The organism is Leifsonia sp. CL147 (assembly GCF_900114565.1).
Lineage (GTDB): Bacteria > Actinomycetota > Actinomycetes > Actinomycetales > Microbacteriaceae > Leifsonia.
Genome location: NZ_FOTM01000006.1, coordinates 43964 through 67871, shown reverse-complemented (window position 1 = coordinate 67871; position 23908 = coordinate 43964). Strand labels below are relative to the sequence as shown.

Here is a 23908-nt window from a genome sequence, read left to right as displayed (position 1 = left end):
CGGGATATCGTTGCAGCATGAGTGAACCCGGAGACGGCCGCGTTGCCGTCTACATAGACTTCGACAACATCATCATCTCGCGCTACGACCAGGTGCACGGCCGCGGCTCGTACATGCGCGACCGGCCGAAGTCGAGCGCCACCGCGCCCAAGGCCGGGTTCGCCGAGAAGCTGGCCGAGGCGCGGGTCGATCTCGGCGCCGTCATCGACTTCTCCTCCTCGTTCGGCACGCTGGTGCTCACCCGGGCGTACGCCGACTGGTCGTCTGCTGTGAACGCGGAGTACCGCGGCCAGCTGGTCGGCCGCGCGGTCGACCTGGTGCAGCTGTTCCCGGCCGCTGCATACGCCAAGAACGGCGCCGACATCCGGCTCGCCGTGGATGCGGTCGAAGACCTGTTCCGGCTGCCGGAGCTCACGCACGTCGTGATCGTCGCCGGAGATTCCGACTACATCCCGCTGGCCCAGCGGGTGAAGCGGCTCGGCCGTTACGTGATCGGGATCGGCGTGGCCGGGTCCACCGCGAAGTCGCTGGCGGCCGCCTGCGACGAGTTCGTCAGCTACGACGACCTGCCCGGCGTGGCACGCGACGAAGCCGCCGAGACCGAGGAGGCCGAGGTGGAGGCTCTGCCTGCGACCGCGGGCGTAGCCGGCACGACGGCGGCAGCAGCAGCCGCGCCGGCCGGCGACGCGGCAGAGGGCGACGCGGCGGTGGCCGCCGGGGCGGATGCCGCGGGCGAGCCGGAGCAGCGGCCGAAGCGCGGGGGGCGCAGGCGCGCGCCCGCGGCCGCCGTCGCGCCGGAGGCGGGCGAGGGCGACGAGCCGGCGGAGGACCCGCAGCACGTGGCCACCCGGCTGCTCGCGCGGGCGATGCAGCTGGGCCACGAGAAGGACGATTCGGCGTGGCTGCACAGCTCCACGGTGAAGAGCCAGATGAAGCGGATGGATCCGTCGTTCAGCGAGAAGGCGCTCGGCTATCGATCCTTCAGCGACTTCATCAAGTCGCGGAACGACCTGGTCGAGCTCGACGACAGCTCCACCGCGCAGATGCTGCGCCTCGCACCGACCCGCTCCCGCCGCGTGCGCCACAGCGGGCGGGCGGCCGATCGCGTGGCCGCGTCCTGAGGGCGCATCCAGCCGTCCTGAGCGGGCATCCAGAGAGCGGGAGTTGACTGCAGCCATGGCAGACCGGCGAACAGCGAAGCAGTGGAGAGCGACCCGGTGGGGCGGACCGGAGACCTGGGAGTTCGCCGAGGTCGAGGTCCCGGAACCGCGGCAGGGCGAGGTCACCATCCGGGTGGGAGCGGCGGGCGTGAACCCGGCCGACTACAAGCACGTCGCAGCGCCGCGCGCCGGCCTCCAGCTTCCGGTTCCCATCGGCTACGAGGTCGCCGGGGTGCTCTCCGCGATCGGGCCGGACACCGAGATCGCCTCCGGCGGCGGGGCGGTCGGGGACGCGGTGGTCGCCTTCCGCATCCGGGGCGGGTATGCCACCGAGGTGACCGTCCCCGCCAAGGACGTCTTCGCGAAGCCCGCCCGGCTCTCCGACGAGGAGGCGGCCAATCTGCTGCTCGCGGGCACCACGGCGGCGCAGATGCTCCACCTGGCGGATGTCCGGGCCGGGGAGACCATCCTGGTTCACGGAGCGTCCGGCGCGGTGGGAATGAGCATCCTGCAGCAGGCCGCCGAGATCGGCGCCCGGGCGATCGGGACGTCGAGCGAGGCGAGTTTCGCCCGGGTGCGCCGCTTCGGGGGGCTCCCCGTGGAGTACGGGCCCGGCCTGGCGGAGCGGGTGGCGGAGGCCGCCCAGGGCCGGATCGCCGCGGCTCTGGACACGGTCGGCACCGACGAGGCCATCGACGTCTCGCTGCAGCTCGTACCCGACCGCGTGCGGATCGTGACGATCGTCGCGGCGAAGCGTGCCGAGGAGGAAGGCTTCCACGCGCCGTTCGGAGCGCAGCCCGAGAGCCAGGCCTTCCGGGATGCGCACCGCGCCGAGCTGCTCGAGCTCGCCGGGAGCGGCCGGTTGCAGGTCCCGGTGGCGCGGACGTACCCGCTCGCCCAGGCGCCGGAGGCCCTGGCTTTCCTGAAGGACGGTCACCCGGGTGGCAAGCTCGCGCTGATCCCCTGAGCACGCTGATACGTCAGGGCGCGCTGATGCGTCAGGGCGCGGATACGTCAGGGCGACTCGCGGAGTTCCACCAGCGCCTGCACTTCGTCCTCGGGAACCACCACCATGCCGCCCGTGCGCTGGCTCGACCGGAGCAGCACCTCCATCCACTGCTCGTTGAGCTTCGGAGGCCGGCTCCCGTCGAAGAGGAACGCCATCGGGATCTCGCGGCTGATCCAGAGACTGATCCGGCCGCCGCCGGACTCCGCCGGGATCTCCCAGTTCAGCAGGAAGCTCTCGTGCCGTCGCAGCTTCGTGACGATTGCGATCTTGACGTGCGACAGCGTGCGGTCGTCGAACTCGAACTCCTGCGCCGCAAACCCGTACATGAATCGGCCCACTTCACCTGCCCTCCGCCCGCTTGACGTTCTTCGCCGTGCCGGCGAGGTGGCTTCCCGGCGGCACTTCCCCGCGGATCTCCGCCCGGAGCTCGTCCTCCAGGACCAGCCGCTTGGCCTGGATCACCGCCGGGAGGTGCGCGAGAACACGGTCATCGACGTCGAAGCCGTCGGCCCCGTCGTAGCTCAGCGTTCTCACGGGCGTCCCTCCCTGTGATCACTTTCGCGAAACGACCGCGCGCCGTCAAGTCGCACCCGCGCGGAGCGGCATAAAGTCCCGTCATGGACGCTCTCACGCGAACCATCAAAGCGGCCCTTCTCTACGAGGACGGCCGGACCCTCGACAGCGTCGTGGTCGTGCCCCTGATCGGCGGATGCCCGCCGGGCGAGATCCGCGTCGCGACCACGTTCGCCGGCGCCCTCGCCTACGACGTGTACGAACTGGCCGACGAGGAGGAGTACTCCTCGATGCCGGCGTATCCGTATCGATCGACCATCCCCGTCACCACGGAGGACCTGGACGAGTGAACCCGGTGCGTGCGATGCCTGGGCGCTGAGGGTTCCGGCCGACGGGTAGCCTCGATCGGGTGACCCCTTCCGGCGACGCCTCCCGTCCACCCGCCCGCACGGGCGCGGCGGTGGCTGCGCTCAGCCTCGGAACGCTCCTCAATCCGCTCAATTCGTCCATGATCGCCGTCGCGCTGGTGCCCCTGCAACGCGACTTCGGTGTGGATGTGACCGCCGTCACCTGGGTGATCACCTCCTTCTACCTCGCATCGGCGGCCGGCCAGCCGCTGATGGGCCGCCTCGGCGATCGCTTCGGCCCCCGCCGGCTGTTCCTCTTCGGGATGGTCGTCGTCGTCCTCGCCTGCGCGCTCACGCCGTTCGCCGGATCCTTCGCCGCCGTGTGCGCCGGCCGGGTGGCGCTCGCGATCGGCACCGCCTCCGCGTTCCCGTCCGCCATCGCGATGCTGCGGCCGTTGGCTGCCGCTTCGGGCGTCAGCACTCCGCGGCTGCTCGGCCGCATCCAGATCGCCAACACCTCGGGCGCGGCGATCGGGCCTGTCCTCGGCGGGACGCTCATCACCTTCCTCGGGTGGCAGTCCATCTTCTGGGTGAACATCCCGCTCGCGCTGATCGCCTTCGCCGGCGTGTGGATGTTCGCGCCGCGCGACCAGGAGCGGACGCCGGCGCCGCTGGGGCAGACCCTCGCCGAGTCCGACATCCCGGGCATCCTCCTGTTCGTCGCCACGCTCACCTCGCTCCTGGTGTTCCTCCTCGACCTCCACCCGCAGCCGTTGTGGTGGCTGCTGCCGGTGTGCGCCGTGGCAGGCGTCCTGTTCGTCTGGCGCGAGCTCCGCAGCGCGCATCCGTTCCTCGACCTGCGGCTGCTCGCGGCGAATCGCCGGCTGCTCACGGTCTACCTGGCCTTCGCGATCTTCAGCATGGTCTACTACTCGGCGTTCTTCGGGCTCCCGCAGTACCTGCAGACGCACGCCGGCTACAGCGCCGGCATCGCGGGGCTGCTCATGTTCCCGCTCGCTGCCGTGACGATCGTGATCACGCCGATCGCCGCGCGTGCGATCGAGTCGGCCGGGCTCCGGCCCACCCTGATCACCGGCGCCATCGCGCTCGTCGCCGGCGCCGCGCTGCTGGCCGTCGCCGCTGCGACGACCGCACCCTGGGTCGTGCTGCTGCTGACGGCGGCGCTGGGCATCCCCTACTGCGTGGTCAGCATCGGGATGAATCAGGCGCTGTATTCCGCCGCGCGGCCCGAGGACAGGGGTGTCGCGGCCGGAATCTTCCAGACCTCGCGCTACGTCGGCGCGATCGTCGCGACGACGGTGCTCGGACTCCTGTTCAGCAGCGGCACGACCGGCGGGAGCTGGCTGGCCGCGGTCGCGGTCGCGACGGTGCTGTCGGTGGTGCACCTGGCGCTGCTGGTCTTCGTGCGCCCGGGGAGCCGGGGCGCGGTGGAACCGGCGACAGCGGAGTGACGCGCCGACGTTGCGGCAGGCCCGTGCGCGCCGGGTCGGGCTCGGCCGCTGCGAACGGGTGAGGTGGTGAGGTCAGGCGACCCGGGCGGCGCCTCCCGGAGGAACGGTGCGTCGCGAGGTCGACGACAGCCGCATCGACGAGAGGCGGCACAGCGGATTCCGGCAGCCGGGAGGCAGCTTCACCACCGCCCATGATCCGCTCGACGTCGGTACCAGTCGTCGCTCAGCCGCGACCGGACCTCCGCATTCTCTGCACACGCGTGCCTCTGCGCCCATCCTGACCAACCCCATCCGCCCCGGCGCCCCGTCTCGCCACTTCCATCGTCCGCCCGCTGGGAGCCGGAAGCAAGATGCGGACGGAATGAGATCGGCGCCGCCGCGCGCCATTCTCTCCACAGGTACAGCCCATCGCCGGTTTTCCACCGGTTCTGACGCACGGATCCTCGGCGCGGCGGACCCGGGTAGCGTCGTCCTCATGCAGCTCGAAATCCCCACCTCGGTCGGCGTCGGTCGGCTCACCGTCGCGGCGGCGGAACGCCCCATCGCCGTCCTGTGGCTGGGCCACGGGGCCGGCGGGGGCATCGACGCACTCGATCTCGCGGCGATCGCGTCCCGCTTGCCCGACGAGGGGATCACCGTGATCCGCTACGAGCAGCCGTGGCGAGTAGCCGGCAAGCGCGTGGCCACACGCCCGGCGATGCTCGACATCGCCTGGCAGGAGACCGCCCCGCACGTGCGCGAGCTCGCCGGACCGCTGCCGCTGATCACGGGCGGGCGGAGCGCCGGAGCACGTGTCGCCTGCCGCACGGCGACGTCCGTGGATGCGGTGGGCGTGGTGTGCCTGGCCTTTCCGCTGCATCCCCCGGGCAGACCGGAGACGTCGCGGCTGGAGGAGCTGCTCGCGCCGGCCGTGCCCGTCCTGGTGCTGCAGGGCGGCGGCGACACCTTCGGCAACGCTGCCGCGCTCCGGGAGGAGGTGGGCCGGTCCGAGCGCATCCGGATCGTGGAGGTGCCCGGAGCGGATCACGGGATGAAGGTGCCCAAGGCCTCACCGCTGGGGGCGGCAGGGGTGCGCGACCTCGTCACCTCGACGGTCGCCGAATTCGTGCGGGCCTCGATCAGTACTCGCCCTTGATCACGAAGAACGACCCGCGGATGGTTCCGGCGAGGCGGGACTTCTGTCGTGCGAATTTGAACGCCGACAGCTCCTCGGGAACCTCCATCCCTTCCGAGAGCTTGAGGCCGACGGCCCGCTTGCCGCCCTCGGCCAGGGTGTACATCACGTTGATCGAGAGGCCCGACTCGTAGAACACGTAGGTCATCCGGATCCCGTCGACCACGAAATCCGTCGCCTCGAGCGCCGGGGACGCGATGACGATGCCTCGCTCCTCCTCGAGGATGCGTGCGACCCGCTCGATGGCCTCCCGCTCCTCCTCGGCCGAGCCGACCGTGAAGGCGTGGTCGTACTTGTTGCGGTAATACCGCGCCTCGTTGGCTCGCAGGCCGGCGAGCGCATCCACGACGGGAGAGGACTCCAGCCCCACAGTGGACACGTTCTCGAAATCGACGACGTACGTCATGGTTCCTCCCCGTCAGGCGTGCTCGATCCACCGTAGCCTGACACCGCCTCCCTTCGCGTGGGCGTGTCCGCATCCTCCCCGGTGGTGCGACGCGTGAGGATCGTGGAGTGTCCGACCTGCTCATGCGCATCCACAGTCCCGAGTTCCAGGCCATGTCCGAACGGGTGCTGGAGGTCACCGCACTCACCTCGCGGCTCAACGTGCTGCCCTTCGAGGACGAGGCCGCCAAGGCAGAGCTGTTCGAGGCCATCCTGGGCCGCCCGCTCCCACCCCGCGTCACCATCTACCCGCCGTTCTTCACCGACCACGGCCGCAATCTGGATCTCGCCGAGCGCGTCTTCATCAACCAGAACTGCACCTTCCTGGACTACGCCGGCATCCGCCTTGCCGAACGCGTCATGGTCGCTCCCCGCGCGACGTTCATCACCGTCGGCCATCCCGTCGACACGGAGGACCGCCGTGTCTGGCTGACCGGCGGCCCGATCACCGTGGAGGAGAACGTCTGGATCGGCGCCGGAGCCACCATCCTCCCCGGCGTGACGATCGGCCGCGACTCCGTCATCGCCGCCGGAGCCGTCGTCGCCGACGACGTCCCGCCGCAGAGCCTGGTGACCGGAACGAAGGCCGCCGTCCGTCGCAGCTGGTGACCGGGGATGGGGCGTGGGAGCCCGTGGAGCAGGTGCGCGGATCGTTGCGCCTACACGTTGAAGCGGAACTCCACCACGTTACGTCACGAAACGACCCTTGGACTGGTCCGCACGGTTGCGGATCAAGGTCACCTATTCCCAGAGCGTGCTGGTCAGCTGCCAGTCATCCGGGACGCCCATGTGGGCAACCGGAACGAGTTGCACCGTGGGGAAGCTGTTCAGCACGGCGGGTAGCAACTTGGTGCGCCCGACACCCAACCGGTCTGAGAGGAACTGGATGAGGGTTAGCTGACCGAACGTGCGACTCCAGTCCGTGGATACAACGTCGAGGTCAGGATGACGCCCCACTCGCGGGAGCTTCGGCGAGATGGTGTGAACGCGGTTGAATAGTCGCCCGTGGTGAGCGCAGGTGTTCCGCAGGAGGTTGAGGGCCTTTAGCCAGCTGGTCAACTGGGGCGCAGTGAGCCCGCACGCCTCAGCGACTACATCCTGAACATGTCGAGGGGCGAAGCCATAGAGATAGGTCAAACTCCCCCAGTCCAAAATTTCTGTCGCCGCCCAAACAGGTAGACGCCCGCCGTACTTCTGGTCATGGTGAGCAATGAATTCCTCACGAGAATTGGCAAGCACGTCCCGGTAACGATCGATCCATTTCGAATAGTGATTTCCCTGACGCGCCGTGGGGCCGAGGCGAGAGACCTCGAGGTGCACGCAAGGATCGATGCGGCCGAGCTCGTGTCCCAGCAGTGCACGAACGGCGAGCTCAACCGGCATCAAAGCGGCGAATGTCGCCGAGCGTAGTCGCGCGTCGAAGTCATAGAGCGCAACAACATCGCGAAAGCGAGTGCCGGGGTAAAAGTCGTTCTCACGGCCAGAGGAGACAAGTTTCCGGAATGGGTACCAGTAGCCGCTCAGCCGGTAGTAGTTCACCCGCCGAAGCGTCGCGACAGCGATCTCCTCATCGCCCATGTCCATGCCGCGTCCGGCCAGGATCCCTACTTGCTCGGCATACGTCTTGTATGCCTTGACGTCCTCACTCATAAACACCGGCCCGACAAAAATGAGGACCGGCCCTGGACCTACCGAGGTAGGCGGAACCGGTCTTAGTGCCTTCAGCCTACTCGAACGGATGACAGAGGCGCAAAACGAGGCTCGATACCCGGCTAGCACTAACGGTGAGTATTAAACTCCTGATCAGCTACACGTTGAAGCGGAACTCCACCACGTCGCCGTCGTGCATGACGTAGTCCTTGCCCTCCATGCGGGCCTTGCCGCGGGCGCGGGCCTCGGCGACGCTTCCCGCATCCATCAGGTCGTCGAAGGAGATGACCTCGGCCTTGATGAAGCCCTTCTCGAAGTCCGTGTGGATGACGCCCGCCGCCTGCGGGGCCTTCCAGCCTTTGTGGATGGTCCAGGCGCGCGACTCCTTGGGGCCCGCGGTCAGGTAGGTCTGGAGGCCGAGGGTGTCGAAGCCGATGCGGGCGAGCTGGTCGAGGCCCGACTCCTCCTGGCCCGTGGAGGCGAGGAGCTCGGCCGCGTCGGCGGCATCCAGGTCGATGAGCTCCGATTCCAGCTTCGCGTCGAGGAAGACCGCCTTCGCCGGTGCGACCAGGGCCGCCAGCTCCGCGCGGCGGGACTCGTCGGTCAGGACGTCCTCATCCACGTTGAAGACGTAGACGAACGGCTTCGCGGTGAGGAGGCCCAGTTCGCGGACCGGCTCCAGGTCGATCGCGGAGGTCGACAGCGGCTTGCCCGAGTTGAGGTACTCGATGGCGGCGCGCGCGGTCTCCAGGACGACAGGCTCGAGCTTCCGGCCCTTGACCTCCTTCTCGTAACGCTGCTCGGCCTTTTCGAGGGTCTGAAGGTCGGCGAGGATGAGCTCGGTGTTGATCGTCTCCATGTCGCCGGCCGGGTCGGTCTTGCCCTCGACATGCACCACATCCGGGTCGCTGAAGCCGCGGACCACCTGGGCGATCGCATCGGCCTCGCGGATGTTCGCCAGGAACTTGTTGCCGAGCCCCTCGCCTTCGCTCGCGCCCTTGACGATGCCGGCGATGTCGACGAACGAGACGGGAGCGGCGACGGTGCGCTCGCTGTGGAAGAGCTCGGCGAGACGATCGAGCCTCGGGTCGGGCAGGTTCACCATGCCGACATTCGGCTCGATGGTCGCGAACGGGTAGTTCGCGGCGAGCGCGGAGTTCTTGGTCAGCGCGTTGAACAGGGTGGACTTGCCCACATTGGGCAGCCCGACGATTCCGATAGTGAGAGCCACGGTCGACCATTCTACGGGCCAGGGACGGGGACTTCCGGGCCACGGTGGGTGCCGCCGAGCATGGTCAGGCTTGACGCGTCGCCCGGTAGGAACGCGTGACGTACGGAAGCTCGAAGGTGTCGCGTCCCGCCAGGTCGGGATGCTCGCGCGCGAGCCGGCGCAGCGACTGGATGACCGCGGCCTGGGTGTCCGGGTCTTTGGTGATGAAGTAGCTGCGCGACCGCGCGAGGTCGAGGAGTCCCTCCAGGCTCAGCGCCTGCACCCAGTGCGTCTCGTGGCGCTCGACCGGGCCGAACGGCGGGGCGAGCTCCGGTTCGGAAGCGTCGTCGAAAGCGGCCGTGCCCGCATCCATCAGCTCGCCCAGCTCACGCACCCAGGCGACGTGCTCGTCACGTTCGTTCCAGACCAGTCCGAGCCGGCCGCCGGGCCGCAGCACGCGGGCGACCTCCGGGATGGCACGCACGGGATCGGCCCAGTGCCACGCCTGCGCGACGACCACGAGACCGAACGCGCCGTCGGCTGCCGGGATGTGCTCGGCGGTGCCCTCGCTCGCCTTCACATCCGGAAGACGTTCCCGGAGGATGCGGAGCATCTCCGGCGACGGGTCCACCGCGCTGACCGCGAACCCGCGTTCGACCAGGGCGGACGTCAGCTTTCCCGTGCCGGCGCCCAGGTCGAGGATCGGCCCCTCCACCCCCTCGGTCAGCCAGCTGACCGTGTCGGCCGGGTACGACGGGCGGGCAGCGTCGTAGACGTCGGCCGCGCGGTCGAACGACGCCGCGTGGAGGTCGCGCTGGTCTCGGGATGGCATGCCCCCGATGGTACCCAGCACCGCATCCAGGCGCCCGAGTTCTTCGCCGAGGTGCTCGTCGTTGCACCGCAGCACGGCGTGTCGGGCGCAACAATGAGCACCTCGGCGAACGGGAGGGGACGCACGGGTGCAACGACGAGCACTTGGGCGAACGGAAGGACGGCGCGCGGGAGCGGATGCGCGGGTGCGTCGGTGGGGCGTGCCAGCATGACGAGCGTGACCCTGGATTTCACTGCCATCGACTTCGAGACCGCCAACTCCTCCCCCGCGTCGGCCTGCTCGGTCGGGCTCGTGAAGGTCAGGGACGGCAAGGTCGTCGATCGCGTCGGATGGTTCATCCGGCCCCCGCTCGGGCACGATCACTTCCAGGAGTGGAACGTGCGCATCCACGGCATCCGGCCCGATGATGTGGCGGATGCGGCCGGGTGGGTGGACCAGCTCGCGGACCTGGTCGAGTTCGCCGAGGACGACCACCTCGTCGCCCACAACGCGGGATTCGACATGGGCGTGATCCGCGCGGCGTGCGCCGCCACCCTCGTCGCCTGCCCGGAGTACGGCTACCTGTGCAGCCTGCAGGTCGCCCGCCGGACGTACTCGCTGGAGTCCTACCGCCTGCCGGTCGCGGCGATGGCGGCCGGATTCGAGGGATTCCAGCACCACGACGCCCTCGCGGATGCCGAGGCGTGCGCCGCCATCGTGATCCATGCGGCGCGCAGGCACGAGGCGGCGACCATCGCGGATCTGGCGGCGCTCACGGGCTCCCGCCTCGGTCGCATCGGCGTACCGATCGCGGCCTGAGCCCGCCCCCACCGGCCCGCCCGCACGGGCCCGCGCCAGCCCGCCCGCACCGGCCCGCGCCGGCCCGCCCGCACCGGCCCGCACCGGCCCGCCCGCACCGGCCCGCACCGGCCCGCCCACCGGCCCGCCCGCGGCGGCCCGCCCGCGCCGGCCCGCGCGCCGGCCCGCCCACCGGCGCGCCCGCCCGCCCGACTCACTCCTCGCCACCCGCCGGGACTCGCGCGGCGCGGGAGCGCCGACTGTCGGTGGGCGCTGACACACTGAGGGCATGGACATCCTCGCGCTGCTCTTCGGCCTCCTGATCGGGCTCATCGCCGGTGCCTCCGGCGCGGGATTCGCCGTCGCCCGGCTCATCCGCTCGCGGACGCCGGCCGACCAGGCGCCCCAGCTCGACCCCGCCGTGCTTGCGGCACGGCACCAGGCCGAGCTGGCCGAGGCCCGGGCGGCGGAGGTGGCGGTGCAGGCGGAGATCCGCGCCGACCTGTCCGCAGCGCATGGTCGTGTCGACGCCCTGCAGGAGCAGGTGCGTGCGGCGCAGGAGCAGTACCGGGAGGCGATCGAGCGGCATCGCGCCGAAGCAGAGCAGCGCGCAGAGCGGGAGCGCACCGAGAGCAAGGTGCTCCAGGCTCTGGCTCCGGTGCGCGAGAGCCTCACCGACATGCAGCGGAAGGTGGTCGAGCTTGAGACGCAGCGCAACCAGCAGCACGGCCAGCTCGCTCAGCAGCTGCGGTCGGCCGCGGAGTCGGAGGAACGCCTGCGCAGCACCGCCGAGTCGCTGGCGTCGGCCCTGCGCTCGAACAGCACGCGCGGCGTGTGGGGCGAGACGCAGCTGCGGAGCGTCGTGGAGGCCGCGGGTCTCCTGGAGCGCGTGGACTTCGACGTGCAGTCGAGCATCCACTCGGAGTCGGGGGCCGGCCGGCCGGACATGATCGTGCGCCTTCCCGGTGGCAAGAACATCGCCCTCGATGCCAAGGTCCCGTTCAACGCCTACCTGGAGGCGAGCCAGATCCCCGCGACGGCGACCGGGACAGAGGGCGCGCAGCGGGAAGCCCTCCTCAAGCAGCACGTGAAGGCCGTGCGCGACCACATCACGGCGCTCGGCAGCAAGGCGTACTGGACCGGGCTGGAGTCGTCGCCCGAGCTGGTGATCGCCTTCATCCCGAGCGAATCGCTGGTGTCGTCGGCGCTCGAGGCCGACCCCTCGATCATGGAGTTCGCCTTCGGCAAGCGGGTGGCGCTCGCCTCTCCGGTGACGCTGTGGTCGGTCCTCAAGACGGTGGCGTTCAGCTGGCAGCAGGACGTGCTGACCCAGGAGGCCAAGCAGCTGTTCGACCTCAGCCGAACCCTGTACAGCCGCCTCTCGACCACCGCCGGCCACATCGAGAAGCTGGGCCGGTCCCTCGAGCGGACCGTCAAGGACTACAACGGCTTCGTCGGGTCGTTCGAACGTCAGGTGTTCCCCGCGGCCCGCAAGCTCAACGCGCTCGACGAGTCGAAGGTCATCGGCGTGATCGACGGCATCGAGGAAGCACCCCGCGAGCTGACCGCCTTCGAACTCGTCAGCGAGCTCGAGCCGCGCGACCTGCACGGGATCGACAAGCTCGCGATCGAAGAGAAGGAGCGGGCTCACGCGATCGAGACCGAGCGCGATGCCGAGCGCGAGCCCGGCGTGGCGTGATCAGAGCTGGTCGGGCTCCAGCCACTTCTCGGCGAGGTGGTCGGCCAGCACCCGGCGCACGGTTCCCGACTTGGAGCGCAGCACGATCGACTCGGTGCGGATGATCGGCCCCTTCCGGCGCACGCCCTCGACCAGGCCGCCGTCCGTGACGCCTGTCGCGACGAAGAAGGTGTTGTCCCCCTTCACCAGGTCGTCGGCGCCGTAGATCCGGTCCATCTCGAGCCCGGCGGCGATCCCGGCGGCGCGCTCCGCGTCGTCCTTCGGCGCCAGCCGCCCCTGCATGAAGCCGCCCAGCGCCTTGATCGCGCAGGCCGTCGTGATGCCCTCCGGGCTCCCGCCGATGCCGACGCAGAGGTCGATGCGCGACTCGTAACGGGCCGCGTTGATGCCGCCGGCCACGTCGCCGTCCAGCATGAGGCGCGTTCCCGCACCCGCCGCCCGGATCTCCTCGATCAGGCCCTCGTGACGCGGCCGATCCAGCACAGCCACCCGGATCTCGCCCACGGGCTTGCCCTTCGCCTTCGCCAGCTCGCGGATGTTGTCCCCGATCGACTGCGACAGGTCCACCACCCCGCGGCCCTCCGGCCCGGTCACGATCTTCGACATGTAGAAGACGGACGACGCATCCAGCATGGTGCCGCGGTCGGAGACCGCGATCACCGACAGCGCGTTCTGGCGGCCGGCCGCGGTCAGCGACGTCCCGTCGATCGGGTCCACCGCGATGTCCACCGACGGCCCGCGACCGTTGCCGACGTGCTCGCCGTTGAACAGCATGGGCGCGTTGTCCTTCTCGCCCTCGCCGATCACGATCACGCCGTCGAAGTTGACCGTCCCGAGGAACTTGCGCATCGCATCCACTGCGGCGCCGTCGGCCGCGTTCTTGTCGCCGCGCCCGATCCACGGTGTCGCCCGGATCGCCGCCGCCTCCGTCGCCCGCACCAGCTCCATCGCGAGGTTCCGGTCGGGCTGGTGGTAGTTCGTGGCGATGTCGCTGATGGTCATGATGGGTCCTCCCGGACGGATTCGGAACGTCGTCGTCGATTCCGGCGCCGTATCGCCGCAGCCGGACGCTGTCAGTGTATCGACCGGCCCTCCACGCGGGACCCCGAGCGCGACGGGATGTGCACGAACGTCCACAGGCCAGCCCCTGTGCGCCGCCGGCTGGGTCGGCGCCGAGGGCGCCTCGGTATGATGAGGGCGTTCGACACCCACATCCCTAGGAGCTGTAATGCCCATCGCCACGCCGGACCAGTATGCAGAGATGCTCGACAAAGCGAAGGCCGGCGGATTCGCCTATCCCGCGTTCAACGTGTCGTCGTCGCAGACCATCAACGCGGTGCTGCAGGGGCTGACCGAGGCGGGCAGCGACGGCATCATCCAGGTCACCACCGGTGGCGCCGACTACTTCGCGGGCCAGACCGTCAAGGCCCGCGCGACCGGCGCACTCGCCTTCGCCCGCTTCGCGACCGAGGTCGCCAAGAACTACCCCGTCACGGTGGCGCTCCACACCGACCACTGCCCGAAGAACGCCCTCGACGACTTCGTGCTGCCGCTCATCGCCGCCTCCGAGGAGGAGGTGAAGGCCGGCCGCAACCCGATCTTCCAGTCGCACATGTGGGACGGCTCCGCCGTGCCGCTCGCCGAGAACCTCGAGATCGCGCAGCAGATGCTGAAGCGCACGCAGGCCATCAACGCGATCCTCGAGGTCGAGATCGGCGTCGTGGGCGGCGAGGAGGACGGCGTCAGCCACGAGATCAACGAGCACCTCTACACGACGCTCGACGACGCCATCCAGACCGTGGAGGCGCTCGGCTTCGGCGAGAAGGGCCGCTACATGGCCGCCCTCACCTTCGGAAACGTGCACGGTGTGTACAAGCCGGGGAACGTCAAGCTGCGTCCGGAGCTGCTCAAGGAGATCCAGGACGGGCTCGCCGCACGGTATGGATTAACAGCAACGAACGGCAACAGCCCCAAGCCGCTCGACCTCGTCTTCCACGGCGGCTCCGGCTCGACGGACGAGGAGATCGCGGAGGCCGTCCGCAACGGTGTCGTGAAGATGAACATCGACACGGACACCCAGTACGCGTTCACCCGTTCGATCGCCGGCTACATGTTGAGCAACTACGACGGCGTGCTGAAGATCGACGGCGAGGTCGGCAACAAGAAGCTGTACGACCCGCGCGCGTGGGGCAAGGTCGCCGAGTCGGCCATGGCGGCCCGCGTCGTCGAGGCCACCCAGCAGCTCGGCTCGGCGGGTCACTCCGGGAAGTAGTGGTCACGGGCGGCGGTCGCCGGACGCGCCGTCGCCCTCCCACCAGCACCCGCACCAGCATCAGCGAGGAGGCGGCCGCGATGGCCGAGCAGGAACCGCAGCCGGACGACCGGCCGCGGCCGAAGTACGGCGAGCTGGCCCCACCGGGCTGGGTGTGGCATCCGCCGGCCGACGCCGACCGGCTCGACACTTCGCGTCCGGCGCCGCACGACGAGCCGTCGGAGGCGCCGGCAGGTGCGCTTCCCCGTTTCGGCGAGTCGCAGCCGGGCGGCGCGCCGCATCCGGGTCCGGCCGGTCATCCGGCCCCGGGCGGTCAGTCGAGCCCGACGGCCCGGCCCGTGCCCACCTGGAACGTGACGCTCACCGTCATGCTCGCGGTCTTCGGCTTCTTCGGGATGCTGTACTCGATCGCCGCGCTGCAGGCGATCCCCGCATCCATGCAGCTGCTGCACACCACGAACGACCTCGGCGACTACACGCCCGCTCCGATCGTCGGCACGCTGATCCTCATCGGCTCGATCATCCTGGGCGCCGTCTGGGCGGCCTCGGCCGTGATCGCCGCGTGGCTGCTCATGAAGCGCCGCCTGGCGTTCTGGGTGCCGCTCGTCGCCGGGATCGTCGCGATGACGGTGCTGCTGATCTTCTCGGGCGCGGTGCTTGCCACGGACCCCGCTCTGCTGAGCTTCTACAGCGGCGTCACCCCGCCGGCGACGACGCCGACGACCCCGACGACCCCGCCGACGCCGACGACCCCGCCGACGCCGACGATCCCGCCGACGCCGGCATCGACCCCGACGCCATAGCGCCGGCGGGGTGACCCCAGGTTCAGGCCGCCGCGCGCGCCTGCGCCAGCCCGTCCGCCAGAGGCGTCGTCGGCCGGCCGATCAGCTCCCGCAGCGTCGGCGTGGCCTCTGCAAGCGCTCCATCCCTGATGTTGCCGTCGAGCGCGACCACGAAACCGGCGGTGCCGGCGTCCAGGCCCACCCCGGTCAGGATGCTGCCGTGCTCCTCCGGGGTCACCGACCGGTAGACGACCTCGCGGCCGAGGAGCTCGCTGGCCACCTCGGCCAGGTCGGCGAAGGTCCACGCGGTGTCGCCGCTCAGCTCGTACACGGCGCCCTCGTGGCCCGGCGTGGTGAGGACGACGGCGGCCGCTTCGGCGTAGTCGGCCCGCGTGGCGCTGGCGACGCGGCCCTCTCCCGCGCTTGCCACGATCTCGCCGGTCGCGGCCGCGGTGTCGAGGGTGCCGAGGTAGTTCTCGGTGTACCAGTTGTTGCGCAGCACCGTGACCGGCAGGCCGGACGCGGCGAGCAACCGCTCCGTCTCGGCGTGCTCGGGAGCGACCACCAGGTCGGTGTCCGTCGCCTTCGACGCACTGGTGTAGACCACGCGGCCGACTCCGGCGCGGACGGCCGCGTCGATCGCGTTGCGGTGCTGCTGCAGCCGCTGGCCGACCTCCGAGCCGGACACGAGAAGGAGGGCGTCGGCGCCGCTGAACGCCGCATCCAGAGTCTCGGGCTGCGCGAAGTCGATGACCCGGGTGTCGATGCCCTGCGCCGCGAAGGAGGCGAGCCGGTCGGCGTTGCGCCCCAGAGCGCGAAGATCGGAGGCGGGGATTCCGCGCTCGAGGAGGGACTCGATGACGAGACGGCCGAGCTGCCCGGTCGCGCCGGTGATGACAATGGTCATGTGGGTTCCTTTCGGTTGTTCATGGTCGGCAACCGGCAGGCTCGCACAATACTTCCCGAGGGGAGGTACCCACTTTTTGGTAAGCTACTGACGTGGACACCGGAATTCAGGCGTTGAACGGGCACGGCTTCACCGATGGCGTGCTCCCCTCGGAGTGCCCGAGCCGCATCGTGCTCAATCACATCACCAGCACCTGGGGCGTCCTCATCCTCGTCGCGCTCTCGCAGAGCGACCTGCGCTGGGGTGAGCTGCGTCGCACGGTGCAGGGCATCAGCGAGAAGATGCTGGCCCAGACGCTCCGGACCCTCGAAAAGGACGGCTTCGTCCTGCGCACCGCTCAGCCGACCGTCCCGCCACGGGTCGACTACAGCCTGACCGAGCGCGGCCGGGACGTGACCACCCACCTGATGCCCCTGATGGAGTGGATCTCGGACAACGCCGACGACATCCTCAGCGGGACCTCGCGCCCGAGCTGAGGGCTGAGGGCTGAGGCGGGGATCCGCCGCGCTCAGTGCACGCGGCCGCCGAGCGCCCGCGCGTCCTGCTTGCCGGTGATGTCCTTGCGGAGCTCCTTCGGCAGCGAGAACATGAGGTCCTCCTCGGCCGTCTTGACCTGCTCCACGTCGCGGTAGCCGGCACCGGCGAGGTCGTCCAGCACCTCCTGCACGAGCACCTCGGGAACGGACGCGCCGCTCGTCACACCGACGGAGGCGACGCCGTCCAGCCACTCCTGCTTGATCTCGCTCGCATAGTCGACGCGGTACGCCGCCGACGCGCCGTACTCGAGGGCGACCTCCACCAGGCGGACCGAGTTGGAGGAGTTGGCCGAGCCGACGACGATGACGAGGTCGGCCTGCTCGGCGACCTTCTTGATGGCCACCTGGCGGTTCTGCGTCGCGTAGCAGATGTCGTCGCTCGGCGGGTCCTGAAGGAGCGGGAAGCGCTCGCGGAGACGGCGCACCGTCTCCATCGTCTCGTCCACCGAGAGCGTGGTCTGGGACAGCCAGACGACCTTCTCCGGGTCCTTCACGACGATCGAATCCACGTCGTCCGGGCCGTTCACGAGGGTCACGTGCTCGGGCGCTTCGCCCGCCGTGCCCTCGACCTCTTCGTGGCCGGCGTGGCCGATGAGCAGGATCTCGAAGTCGTCGCGCGCGAACCGCACGGCCTCGCGGTGCACCTTGGTGACGAGCGGGCAGGTCGCGTCGATCGCGAGCAGGCCGCGGTCGGCAGCGGCACTCACGACCGCCGGCGACACCCCGTGCGCCGAGAAGACGACGTGCGCCCCGGGCGGGACCTCATCCACCTCGTCGACGAAGATCGCGCCCTGCCGCTCCAGCTCGGACACGACGTGCACGTTGTGGACGATCTGCTTGCGCACGTAGACCGGCGCGCCGTACAGCTCGAGCGCCTTCTCCACAGCCACGACCGCGCGGTCCACACCGGCGCAGTAGCCGCGGGGAGCGGCCAGCAGCACCCGCTTATGTCCGAGGACCGGGTTATCCTGAAGCCGTCCCCTCACCCCCGGCATGCGGGGAATCGGGAGGCTGATGGTTGTGTCGCTCACCCGATCGATCCTACGTGAGCACACTGGAGACGGAATGGGAGGGCGCTTGTGACTCAGGTCGCCGACAGCGGCACCGCACAGCCCTCGACCGTCACCATGCAGCCGGCTCCCCCGACCGTCGACGCGCCGTGGCCGGTCGCCCTGCTCAACAACAAGATCAAGGGATGGATCGAGCGGCTCGGCACTGCTTGGGTCGAGGGCGAGATCACGCAGTGGGGCACCTCCGGGGGCAACGTCTACGGCAAGCTCAAGGACCTCGACGAGGACGCCACGATCAGCTTCACGATCTGGTCGTCCGTGAAGGCGCGCATCCCGGCCGATCTGAAGCAGGGCGACCGCGTGGTCGCGGCGATCAAGCCGAACTTCTGGGTCAAGGGCGGCACCCTGACCATGCAGGTCTACGACATGAAGCACGTCGGCCTCGGCGACCTGCTCGAGCGGCTGGAGCGGCTGCGGCAGCAGCTCGCCGCCGAGGGGCTGTTCGGGCCCGACCGCAAGAAGCGCCTCCCCTTCCTGCCGCACACCATCGGCCTCGTGACGGGCAAGGACTCGGACGCCGAGAAGGATGTGCTGCGCAACGCGCAGCTCCGCTGGCCGCAGGTGCGGTTCCGCGTGGTGCACGCGGCGGTGCAGGGCGAGCGGACGGTCGCCGAGGTCATCTCCGCCATCCGGACGCTGGATGCGGACCCCGAGGTCGAGGTCATCATCGTCGCCCGGGGCGGCGGCGACTTCCAGAACCTCCTCGGCTTCAGCGACGAGCGACTGGTGCGCGCGGCGGCGGCGGCCCTCACGCCCATCGTCAGTGCCATCGGGCACGAGGCCGACCGTCCGCTCCTCGACGAGGTGGCCGACCTGCGCGCCTCCACCCCCACCGATGCGGCGAAGCGGGTCGTGCCGGATGTCGCCGAGGAGCTGGCGCGCGTGCAGCAGGCGCGCGCCCGGATCGGGATGCGCGTCACCCACCTCATCGCACACGAGATCGACCGGATCGGGCACCTGCGCACACGTCCCGTCCTCGCCTCCCCCGGGTGGATCGTGGATGCGCGTGCCCAGGAGCTCACACGGTACGTCTCCCGGGGGACGGAGCTGGTCGGCCGGTGCGTCGACCGCGAGACCACCCGCGTCGCAGAGCTGCGCGGGCAGTTGCGGGCGCTCTCCCCGCAGGGCACCCTCGACCGCGGCTACGCCATCGTGCAGACGGCGGCCGGGCACGTGGTGACCGAGCCGGCGGAGGCGCCGGCGGGCACCTCCCTGCGCCTCACGGTCTCCGGCGGCTCGTTCGCCGCGACCGCGGGAGACGAACTGCCCTCGCCGGCCGTCCCTCCACAGTCCGCGACCCGTCCACAGGCTGACGTTCCTCCACAGGCTGACGTTCCTCCACAGACCGACGTACATTCAGAGGCTCCAGCGGACCCTCAGCGGGCCAAATAGAATGGATGTCATGCCCACTTCCGAGACGTCCCCCGCGGGGGATCCGCTCAGCGCGCTGAGCTACGAGGAGGCGCGCGACGAGCTGATCCGCGTCGTCACCGAGCTGGAGCAGGGCACGTCGACCCTCGAGGAGTCCATCGCCCTGTGGGAGCGCGGCGAAGCACTGGCCCGGCACTGCGAGGAATGGCTGATCGGCGCGAAGGCACGGCTGGATGCGGCGCGAGCCGGCGCCGCCACGTCGCAGAGCGTGTCAGAAGCCGCGAGCGAATGAGCCCTCGCACCAAGCCGCCTGCGGTCGTCGCCGAGCTCGGCCGCCCGGAGACGCCGGAGGAGACCGCCGCCCGCAAGGCGGAGAACTCGGCGAACCATCGCAACCGGCAGACGATCAACAACCTCGTCTACTCCCTCATCGCGACGCTCGCGCTCGTGGCGGTCATCGTCCTCGTCGTGCCGCGCGGCAACCCGTCGGCCACCCGGCCCGCCGTCGACTACGCGGCCGCAGCCCAGCAGGCACAGGGCAGCGAACCGGATCCGCTCCTCGTGCCGAAGCTCCCCTCCGGCTGGACGTCGAACAACGCGGAGCTGCGCACCAAGACCGCCGACAGGGTCGACTCCTGGTACATCGGCCTGATCACCCCGAAGCAGCAGTTCATCGGCGTCACGCAGGGCTTCGGCGCCAACGACAGCTGGGTTTCCGACCAGGTCGCGAAGTCGGTCATCACGGGGACGCGCGACATCGACGGAATCAGGTGGGACGTCTACGACCATCGCGCCTCGGGCTCGGACGACGGCAACGTCGACTACGCCCTGGTCGCTCACGCGGGCGACAGCACGGTCATCCTGTCCGGCACGGCGGACGACACCGAGTTCCGTACGGTGGCGTCGTCGCTCGTCGGCCAGATCCATTCACTCGGAGGAGGAAAGTAGTGCCCACCACACGCCCCGGAAAGATCTGGACCGCCTTGCTCGAGGGCAACGCCCGCTTCATCGCGGGCGAGCCGCAGCATCCCCACCAGGATGTGACCCGCCGCGAGTCGGTCGCCGGCGGTCAGGAGCCCGTCGTGGCCATCTTCGGCTGCTCCGACTCGCGCCTGGCTGCGGAGATCATCTTCGACCTCGGGCTGGGCGATGCGTTCGTCATCCGCAACGCCGGTCAGGTCGTGTCCGGCTCGGTGCTCGGTTCGCTGGAGTACGCGGTGGCCGTCCTGCACATCCCCCTCATCCTCGTGCTCGGGCACGACAGCTGCGGGGCGGTCGCCTCGGCGATCGCCTCGCAGGCAGCCGACGCCGAGCCGCTTCCGCCGCACATCGCCGACCTGATCGCGCCGATCGTACCTGCGGTCCACCGCGTCACAGGTCCCGGTGCGGTCGACCCGCGCGTGGTCGACGCGTCCGCGGTCGGGCGGGAGCATCTGCGCGACACCGTCTCCGAGCTGCTCGCGCGGTCCGAGATCATCGCGTCCGCGGTCGCCGAGAACACTCTCGGCATCGTCGGCGCCAACTACCGGCTCGCGGAGGGCCGGGCGGTCCCCGACGTCGTCGTCGGCCTGAGCGACTGACCCGGCCCCCGCAAACAGAAAGGAAGAACACACCGTGGTGGACACCCAGGCTGACGCCGAGTACCGCATCGAACACGACACGATGGGCGAGGTGCGCGTCCCGAAGGACGCCCTGTACGGCGCGCAGACCCAGCGTGCCGTCGAGAACTTCCCGATCTCGGGCTCCGTGCTCGAGCCGGCGCAGATCGCCGCGCTGGCGCGGATCAAGAAGTCGGCCGCGCTCGCGAACGCCCGCTTGGGCGTCCTCGACCAGGAGGTGGCGGACGCCATCGCGTCGGCCGCCGACGAGGTCGCCTCCGGCGCCCACGACGCGGAGTTCCCCATCGACGTCTACCAGACCGGGTCGGGCACCTCGTCGAACATGAACATGAACGAGGTGCTGGCGACTCTCGCGTCCGGGCGGCTCGGCCGTCCCGTGCACCCGAACGACCACGTGAACGCGTCGCAGTCCTCGAACGACGTCTTCCCGACCTCGGTGCACATCGCGGTCACCGGCGCGCTCATCGACGACCTCATCCCGGCACTCGACCACCTCGCGGTGGCGCTGGAGGAGAAGGCGGAGCTGTGGGCGGAGGCGGTCAAGAGCGGCCGCACGCACCTGATGGATGCGACGCCGGTCACCCTCGGGCAGGAGTTCGGCGGCTACGCCGCGCAGGTGCGCTACGGCATCGAGCGGATCCGGGCAGCACTCCCCCGCGTCGCGGAGGTGCCCCTCGGCGGGACCGCCGTGGGCACCGGCATCAACACGCCCCTCGGCTTCCCCCAGCTCGTCATCGAGCTGCTGACGGCCGAGACCGAGCTTCCGATCACGGAGGCGCGCAACCACTTCGAGGCGCAGGCCAACCGGGATGCGCTGGTCGAGGCGTCCGGCGCCCTGCGGACCATCGCCGTCTCGCTGACGAAGATCTCCAACGACCTGCGCTGGATGGGCTCGGGCCCGAACACGGGTCTCGGCGAGCTGCACATCCCGGACCTGCAGCCGGGATCCTCGATCATGCCCGGCAAGGTGAACCCGGTCATCCCGGAGGCCGTGCTGATGGTCGCCGCGCGCGTCGTCGGGAACGACGCGACGATCGCGTGGAGCGGCGCGTCCGGTCTCTTCGAGCTGAACGTGGCCATCCCGGTGATGGGAACCGCGCTGCTGGAGTCCATCCGTCTGCTCACCCAGTCGAGCCGCGTGCTCGCCGACAAGACGGTCCGGGGCCTCGAGGCCAACCTCGAGCGCGCCCGCGCCTTCGCGGAGTCGAGCCCGTCGATCGTGACCCCGCTCAACCGGGTGATCGGCTACGAGTCGGCCGCGAAGGTCGCCAAGCACGCGGTCGCGAAGGGCATCACCGTACGGGAGGCGGTCATCGACCTCGGCTTCGTCGAGCGCGGCGAAGTCACCCTCGAGCAGCTCGACACGGCCCTCGACGTCCTCTCCATGACCCACCCCGGCTGACCCGCCCGCGCACAGCCCCACCGTCGAGTACACAAAGACTGCACGCGGAGAACGCTCTCCGCGTGCAGTCTTTGTGTACTCGATGGTGGGGCGTACCGGGCAGCGGGTCAGGCGAGCTCGTTGGCCTCCAGCATCTCGGTGACGAGGGCGGCGATCGCGGAGCGTTCCGAGCGGGTGAGCGTGACGTGGGCGAAGAGCGGGTGGCCCTTCAGCGTCTCGATCACGCTGGCGACGCCGTCGTGGCGGCCGACGCGGAGGTTGTCGCGCTGCGCCACATCGTGCGTGAGCACGACCCGCGAGTTCTGCCCGATGCGGCTCAGCACCGTCAGCAGCACATTGCGCTCCAGCGACTGCGCCTCATCCACGATCACGAAGGCGTCGTGCAGCGAGCGGCCGCGGATGTGCGTGAGCGGCAGCACCTCGAGGATGCCGCGGTCGAGCACCTCGTCGAGCACGTTCTGCGACACCAGAGCGCCGAGCGTGTCGAACACCGCCTGGCCCCAGGGATTCATCTTCTCGCCCTGGTCGCCGGGCAGGTAGCCGAGCTCCTGGCCGCCGACCGCGTACAGCGGACGGAACACCATGATCTTCTTGTGCTGCCGGCGCTCCAGCACCGCTTCCAATCCGGCGCACAAGGCCAGGGCCGACTTGCCGGTTCCCGCGCGTCCGCCCAGCGACAGGATCCCGATCTCCGGATCGAGGAGCAGGTCGATCGCGAGCCGCTGCTCCGCCGAGCGGCCGTGCAGCCCGAACACATCGCGGTCACCGCGGACGAGCTTGACCTCGCCCTCCGCGACCACGCGCCCGAGGGCGGAGCCGCGGTCCGAGTGGATGACGAGGCCGGTGTTCACCGGAAGCCCGGCGACCGCGTCGGTGCGCATCCACTCGTCTTCGTAGAGGGACGCCATCCGGTCGCTGCCGAGGTCGATCTCCGCGAGCCCCGTCCATCCCGAGTCGACGACCTGCTCGTGCCGGTACTCCTCCGCCGCCAGCCCGATGGAGGCGGCCTTCACCCGCAGCGGCAGGTCCTTGGAGACGACCGTGACGTCGAGACCGTCGTTGGCGAGGTTGAGGGCGACGGCGAGGATGCGGGAGTCGTTGTCGCCGAGCTGCATCCCGCTCGGCAGGACCGACATGCTGGAGTGGTTCAGCTCCACTCGCAGGGATCCGCCCTCACCGACGGGGATCGGGAAGTCGAGCCGTTCGTGCTCGACCCGCAGGTCATCGAGGTTGCGCAGCGCCTGCCGCGCGAAGTACCCGAGCTCGGGGTCGTTGCGCTTGCCTTCCAGCTCGCTGACCACGACGACCGGGATGACGACAGCATGCTCCGCGAACCGGAAGATGGCCTTCGGGTCGGAGAGCAGGACGGACGTGTCGAGCACGTACGTGCGCTCACTCGTCTTCGCCGCGCCTGCCGCCGAGCCGTTCGACCGGGTTGCTGCCTGTCGGGTTGTTGATTCCGCCACGACCACTCCCACCCCGCCGCTCCCTCAGGAGCCGGCGGATCTCTCTGGCGAGTCGGCCGCTTGGGTTTCGAAACGAACTTACGTGGCCGTCTCGATCGGGCGCGGTGCCCGATACCGCGAACCTACGCCCGGCCGCCGACACCGGTCGACCGGCTTGCCGCGTGTCGTGTTTCGTGCGCGTGAACATTCGCCCCCC

Annotated in this window: 26 protein-coding genes; 16 read left to right on the top strand and 10 right to left on the bottom strand. The window is 70.0% G+C overall.

Translation table 11 applies throughout. The features are described 5' to 3' along the window. The first annotated feature begins 17 nt into the window (after window positions 1-17). Complete coding sequence (locus BM287_RS07320; protein WP_090037591.1) at window positions 18-1121, top strand: NYN domain-containing protein; 1104 nt, start codon at window positions 18-20, stop codon at window positions 1119-1121. A gap of 55 nt (window positions 1122-1176) precedes the next feature. Beyond that, a complete protein-coding gene (locus BM287_RS07315; RefSeq protein WP_090037594.1) occupies window positions 1177-2127 on the top strand; it encodes a quinone oxidoreductase family protein in 951 nt (316 codons plus the stop codon). 47 nt (window positions 2128-2174) lie between these two features. Here BM287_RS07315 and BM287_RS07310 read toward each other — a convergent pair whose 3' ends face one another. Then, window positions 2175-2495: a DUF7882 family protein gene (locus BM287_RS07310; RefSeq protein ID WP_244528004.1), complete on the bottom strand. Its 321-nt coding sequence runs from the start codon at window positions 2493-2495 to the stop codon at window positions 2175-2177. 13 nt (window positions 2496-2508) lie between these two features. Continuing rightward, a complete protein-coding gene (locus BM287_RS07305; RefSeq protein ID WP_090037599.1) occupies window positions 2509-2703 on the bottom strand; it encodes a hypothetical protein in 195 nt (64 codons plus the stop codon). 83 nt (window positions 2704-2786) lie between these two features. Between BM287_RS07305 and BM287_RS07300 the strand changes: the two genes are divergently transcribed. From BM287_RS07300 to BM287_RS07290, 3 genes are all read left to right on the top strand, one after another. Next, window positions 2787-3032, top strand: a complete 246-nt coding sequence (locus BM287_RS07300) for a hypothetical protein (RefSeq protein ID WP_090037602.1) — start codon at window positions 2787-2789, stop codon at window positions 3030-3032. A gap of 59 nt (window positions 3033-3091) precedes the next feature. After that, on the top strand, window positions 3092-4501 hold the full coding sequence (locus tag BM287_RS07295) for an MFS transporter (RefSeq protein ID WP_090037605.1): 1410 nt from the start codon (window positions 3092-3094) through the stop codon (window positions 4499-4501). A gap of 475 nt (window positions 4502-4976) precedes the next feature. Next, window positions 4977-5636, top strand: coding sequence for an alpha/beta hydrolase family protein (locus BM287_RS07290; protein ID WP_090037608.1), 660 nt, complete (start codon window positions 4977-4979; stop codon window positions 5634-5636). On the opposite strand, the gene BM287_RS07285 is transcribed toward BM287_RS07290, so the two are convergent. Further along, window positions 5620-6081 (bottom strand): phage tail protein, encoded by a 462-nt coding sequence (locus BM287_RS07285; protein WP_090037611.1) that lies wholly within the window; start codon window positions 6079-6081, stop codon window positions 5620-5622. The two genes, BM287_RS07290 and BM287_RS07285, sit on opposite strands and share 17 nt — an antisense overlap. 107 nt (window positions 6082-6188) lie before the next feature. Here BM287_RS07285 and BM287_RS07280 point away from each other — a divergent pair, with 107 nt between their 5' ends. Next, on the top strand, window positions 6189-6728 hold the full coding sequence (locus BM287_RS07280; protein WP_090037614.1) for a sugar O-acetyltransferase: 540 nt from the start codon (window positions 6189-6191) through the stop codon (window positions 6726-6728). Window positions 6729-6860: 132 nt separating this feature from the next. On the opposite strand, the gene BM287_RS07275 is transcribed toward BM287_RS07280, so the two are convergent. From BM287_RS07275 to BM287_RS07265, 3 genes are all read right to left on the bottom strand, one after another. After that, the gene (locus BM287_RS07275; protein WP_244528002.1) at window positions 6861-7769 is read right to left on the bottom strand and encodes an Abi family protein; all 909 of its coding nucleotides are present in this window, start codon (window positions 7767-7769) and stop codon (window positions 6861-6863) included. Window positions 7770-7926: 157 nt separating this feature from the next. Next, complete coding sequence (gene ychF, locus BM287_RS07270) at window positions 7927-9000, bottom strand: redox-regulated ATPase YchF (protein ID WP_090037620.1); 1074 nt, start codon at window positions 8998-9000, stop codon at window positions 7927-7929. 64 nt (window positions 9001-9064) lie between these two features. After that, window positions 9065-9811 carry a class I SAM-dependent methyltransferase gene (locus tag BM287_RS07265; RefSeq protein WP_090037801.1) on the bottom strand — a complete coding sequence of 249 codons (747 nt, stop codon included), beginning with the start codon at window positions 9809-9811 and terminating at the stop codon, window positions 9065-9067. 216 nt (window positions 9812-10027) lie between these two features. Between BM287_RS07265 and BM287_RS07260 the strand changes: the two genes are divergently transcribed. Beyond that, a complete protein-coding gene (locus BM287_RS07260; RefSeq protein ID WP_090037804.1) occupies window positions 10028-10609 on the top strand; it encodes an exonuclease domain-containing protein in 582 nt (193 codons plus the stop codon). A gap of 268 nt (window positions 10610-10877) precedes the next feature. Further along, window positions 10878-12287 carry a DNA recombination protein RmuC gene (gene rmuC / locus BM287_RS07255; protein ID WP_090037623.1) on the top strand — a complete coding sequence of 470 codons (1410 nt, stop codon included), beginning with the start codon at window positions 10878-10880 and terminating at the stop codon, window positions 12285-12287. Here rmuC and glpX read toward each other — a convergent pair whose 3' ends face one another. Then, on the bottom strand, window positions 12288-13289 hold the full coding sequence (gene glpX / locus BM287_RS07250) for a class II fructose-bisphosphatase (RefSeq protein WP_090037626.1): 1002 nt from the start codon (window positions 13287-13289) through the stop codon (window positions 12288-12290). A gap of 226 nt (window positions 13290-13515) precedes the next feature. On the opposite strand from glpX, the gene fbaA reads away from it, so the two are divergent. Further along, the gene (fbaA, locus tag BM287_RS07245) at window positions 13516-14559 is read left to right on the top strand and encodes a class II fructose-bisphosphate aldolase (RefSeq protein ID WP_090037630.1); all 1044 of its coding nucleotides are present in this window, start codon (window positions 13516-13518) and stop codon (window positions 14557-14559) included. Between the two features lie 80 nt (window positions 14560-14639). Beyond that, on the top strand, window positions 14640-15362 hold the full coding sequence (locus BM287_RS07240) for a DUF6264 family protein (RefSeq protein WP_244528000.1): 723 nt from the start codon (window positions 14640-14642) through the stop codon (window positions 15360-15362). Window positions 15363-15384: 22 nt separating this feature from the next. Here BM287_RS07240 and BM287_RS07235 read toward each other — a convergent pair whose 3' ends face one another. Continuing rightward, the gene (locus BM287_RS07235) at window positions 15385-16248 is read right to left on the bottom strand and encodes an SDR family oxidoreductase (protein WP_090037633.1); all 864 of its coding nucleotides are present in this window, start codon (window positions 16246-16248) and stop codon (window positions 15385-15387) included. A 92-nt stretch (window positions 16249-16340) separates the two neighbouring features. Here BM287_RS07235 and BM287_RS07230 point away from each other — a divergent pair, with 92 nt between their 5' ends. Continuing rightward, window positions 16341-16724, top strand: coding sequence for a winged helix-turn-helix transcriptional regulator (locus BM287_RS07230; RefSeq protein WP_090037636.1), 384 nt, complete (start codon window positions 16341-16343; stop codon window positions 16722-16724). A 32-nt stretch (window positions 16725-16756) separates the two neighbouring features. On the opposite strand, the gene BM287_RS07225 is transcribed toward BM287_RS07230, so the two are convergent. Further along, window positions 16757-17779: a 4-hydroxy-3-methylbut-2-enyl diphosphate reductase gene (locus BM287_RS07225; RefSeq protein WP_090037807.1), complete on the bottom strand. Its 1023-nt coding sequence runs from the start codon at window positions 17777-17779 to the stop codon at window positions 16757-16759. Window positions 17780-17911: 132 nt separating this feature from the next. Here BM287_RS07225 and xseA point away from each other — a divergent pair, with 132 nt between their 5' ends. The 5 genes from xseA to BM287_RS07200 are packed head-to-tail and all read left to right on the top strand — an operon-like array spanning window position 17912 to window position 22246. After that, window positions 17912-19246, top strand: coding sequence for an exodeoxyribonuclease VII large subunit (gene xseA / locus BM287_RS07220; RefSeq protein ID WP_244528029.1), 1335 nt, complete (start codon window positions 17912-17914; stop codon window positions 19244-19246). Window position 19247: 1 nt separating this feature from the next. Continuing rightward, window positions 19248-19517 carry an exodeoxyribonuclease VII small subunit gene (locus tag BM287_RS07215; protein WP_090037639.1) on the top strand — a complete coding sequence of 90 codons (270 nt, stop codon included), beginning with the start codon at window positions 19248-19250 and terminating at the stop codon, window positions 19515-19517. Further along, window positions 19514-20173, top strand: a complete 660-nt coding sequence (locus BM287_RS07210; protein WP_090037642.1) for a DUF4245 domain-containing protein — start codon at window positions 19514-19516, stop codon at window positions 20171-20173. Before BM287_RS07215 ends, BM287_RS07210 begins: the two co-directional genes overlap by 4 nt. Further along, the gene (locus BM287_RS07205; protein ID WP_090037645.1) at window positions 20173-20805 is read left to right on the top strand and encodes a carbonic anhydrase; all 633 of its coding nucleotides are present in this window, start codon (window positions 20173-20175) and stop codon (window positions 20803-20805) included. The genes BM287_RS07210 and BM287_RS07205 overlap by 1 nt, the downstream gene beginning before the upstream one ends. A 34-nt stretch (window positions 20806-20839) precedes the next feature. Beyond that, window positions 20840-22246, top strand: coding sequence for a class II fumarate hydratase (locus BM287_RS07200; protein WP_090037648.1), 1407 nt, complete (start codon window positions 20840-20842; stop codon window positions 22244-22246). A gap of 107 nt (window positions 22247-22353) precedes the next feature. Here BM287_RS07200 and BM287_RS07195 read toward each other — a convergent pair whose 3' ends face one another. Then, window positions 22354-23718 (bottom strand): PhoH family protein, encoded by a 1365-nt coding sequence (locus BM287_RS07195; RefSeq protein ID WP_244528020.1) that lies wholly within the window; start codon window positions 23716-23718, stop codon window positions 22354-22356. Window positions 23719-23908 lie beyond the last annotated feature (190 nt).

Excerpts from the sequence above, each read along its gene's own strand:
- BM287_RS07275 (WP_244528002.1), bottom strand. The coding sequence starts at position 7,769 with ATGAGTGAGGACGTCAAGGCATACAAGACGTATGCCGAGCAAGTAGGG.
- BM287_RS07215 (WP_090037639.1), top strand. The coding sequence starts at position 19,248 with ATGGATGTCATGCCCACTTCCGAGACGTCCCCCGCGGGGGATCCGCTC.
- BM287_RS07320 (WP_090037591.1), top strand. The coding sequence starts at position 18 with ATGAGTGAACCCGGAGACGGCCGCGTTGCCGTCTACATAGACTTCGAC.
- rmuC (WP_090037623.1), top strand. The coding sequence starts at position 10,878 with ATGGACATCCTCGCGCTGCTCTTCGGCCTCCTGATCGGGCTCATCGCC.
- glpX (WP_090037626.1), bottom strand. The coding sequence starts at position 13,289 with ATGACCATCAGCGACATCGCCACGAACTACCACCAGCCCGACCGGAAC.
- fbaA (WP_090037630.1), top strand. The coding sequence starts at position 13,516 with ATGCCCATCGCCACGCCGGACCAGTATGCAGAGATGCTCGACAAAGCG.
- BM287_RS07225 (WP_090037807.1), bottom strand. The coding sequence starts at position 17,779 with ATGCCGGGGGTGAGGGGACGGCTTCAGGATAACCCGGTCCTCGGACAT.
- BM287_RS07285 (WP_090037611.1), bottom strand. The coding sequence starts at position 6,081 with ATGACGTACGTCGTCGATTTCGAGAACGTGTCCACTGTGGGGCTGGAG.
- xseA (WP_244528029.1), top strand. The coding sequence starts at position 17,912 with ATGCAGCCGGCTCCCCCGACCGTCGACGCGCCGTGGCCGGTCGCCCTG.
- BM287_RS07265 (WP_090037801.1), bottom strand. The coding sequence starts at position 9,811 with ATGCCATCCCGAGACCAGCGCGACCTCCACGCGGCGTCGTTCGACCGC.
- BM287_RS07240 (WP_244528000.1), top strand. The coding sequence starts at position 14,640 with ATGGCCGAGCAGGAACCGCAGCCGGACGACCGGCCGCGGCCGAAGTAC.
- BM287_RS07315 (WP_090037594.1), top strand. The coding sequence starts at position 1,177 with ATGGCAGACCGGCGAACAGCGAAGCAGTGGAGAGCGACCCGGTGGGGC.
- BM287_RS07310 (WP_244528004.1), bottom strand. The coding sequence starts at position 2,495 with ATGTACGGGTTTGCGGCGCAGGAGTTCGAGTTCGACGACCGCACGCTG.
- BM287_RS07235 (WP_090037633.1), bottom strand. The coding sequence starts at position 16,248 with ATGACCATTGTCATCACCGGCGCGACCGGGCAGCTCGGCCGTCTCGTC.
- BM287_RS07210 (WP_090037642.1), top strand. The coding sequence starts at position 19,514 with ATGAGCCCTCGCACCAAGCCGCCTGCGGTCGTCGCCGAGCTCGGCCGC.
- BM287_RS07290 (WP_090037608.1), top strand. The coding sequence starts at position 4,977 with ATGCAGCTCGAAATCCCCACCTCGGTCGGCGTCGGTCGGCTCACCGTC.
- BM287_RS07300 (WP_090037602.1), top strand. The coding sequence starts at position 2,787 with ATGGACGCTCTCACGCGAACCATCAAAGCGGCCCTTCTCTACGAGGAC.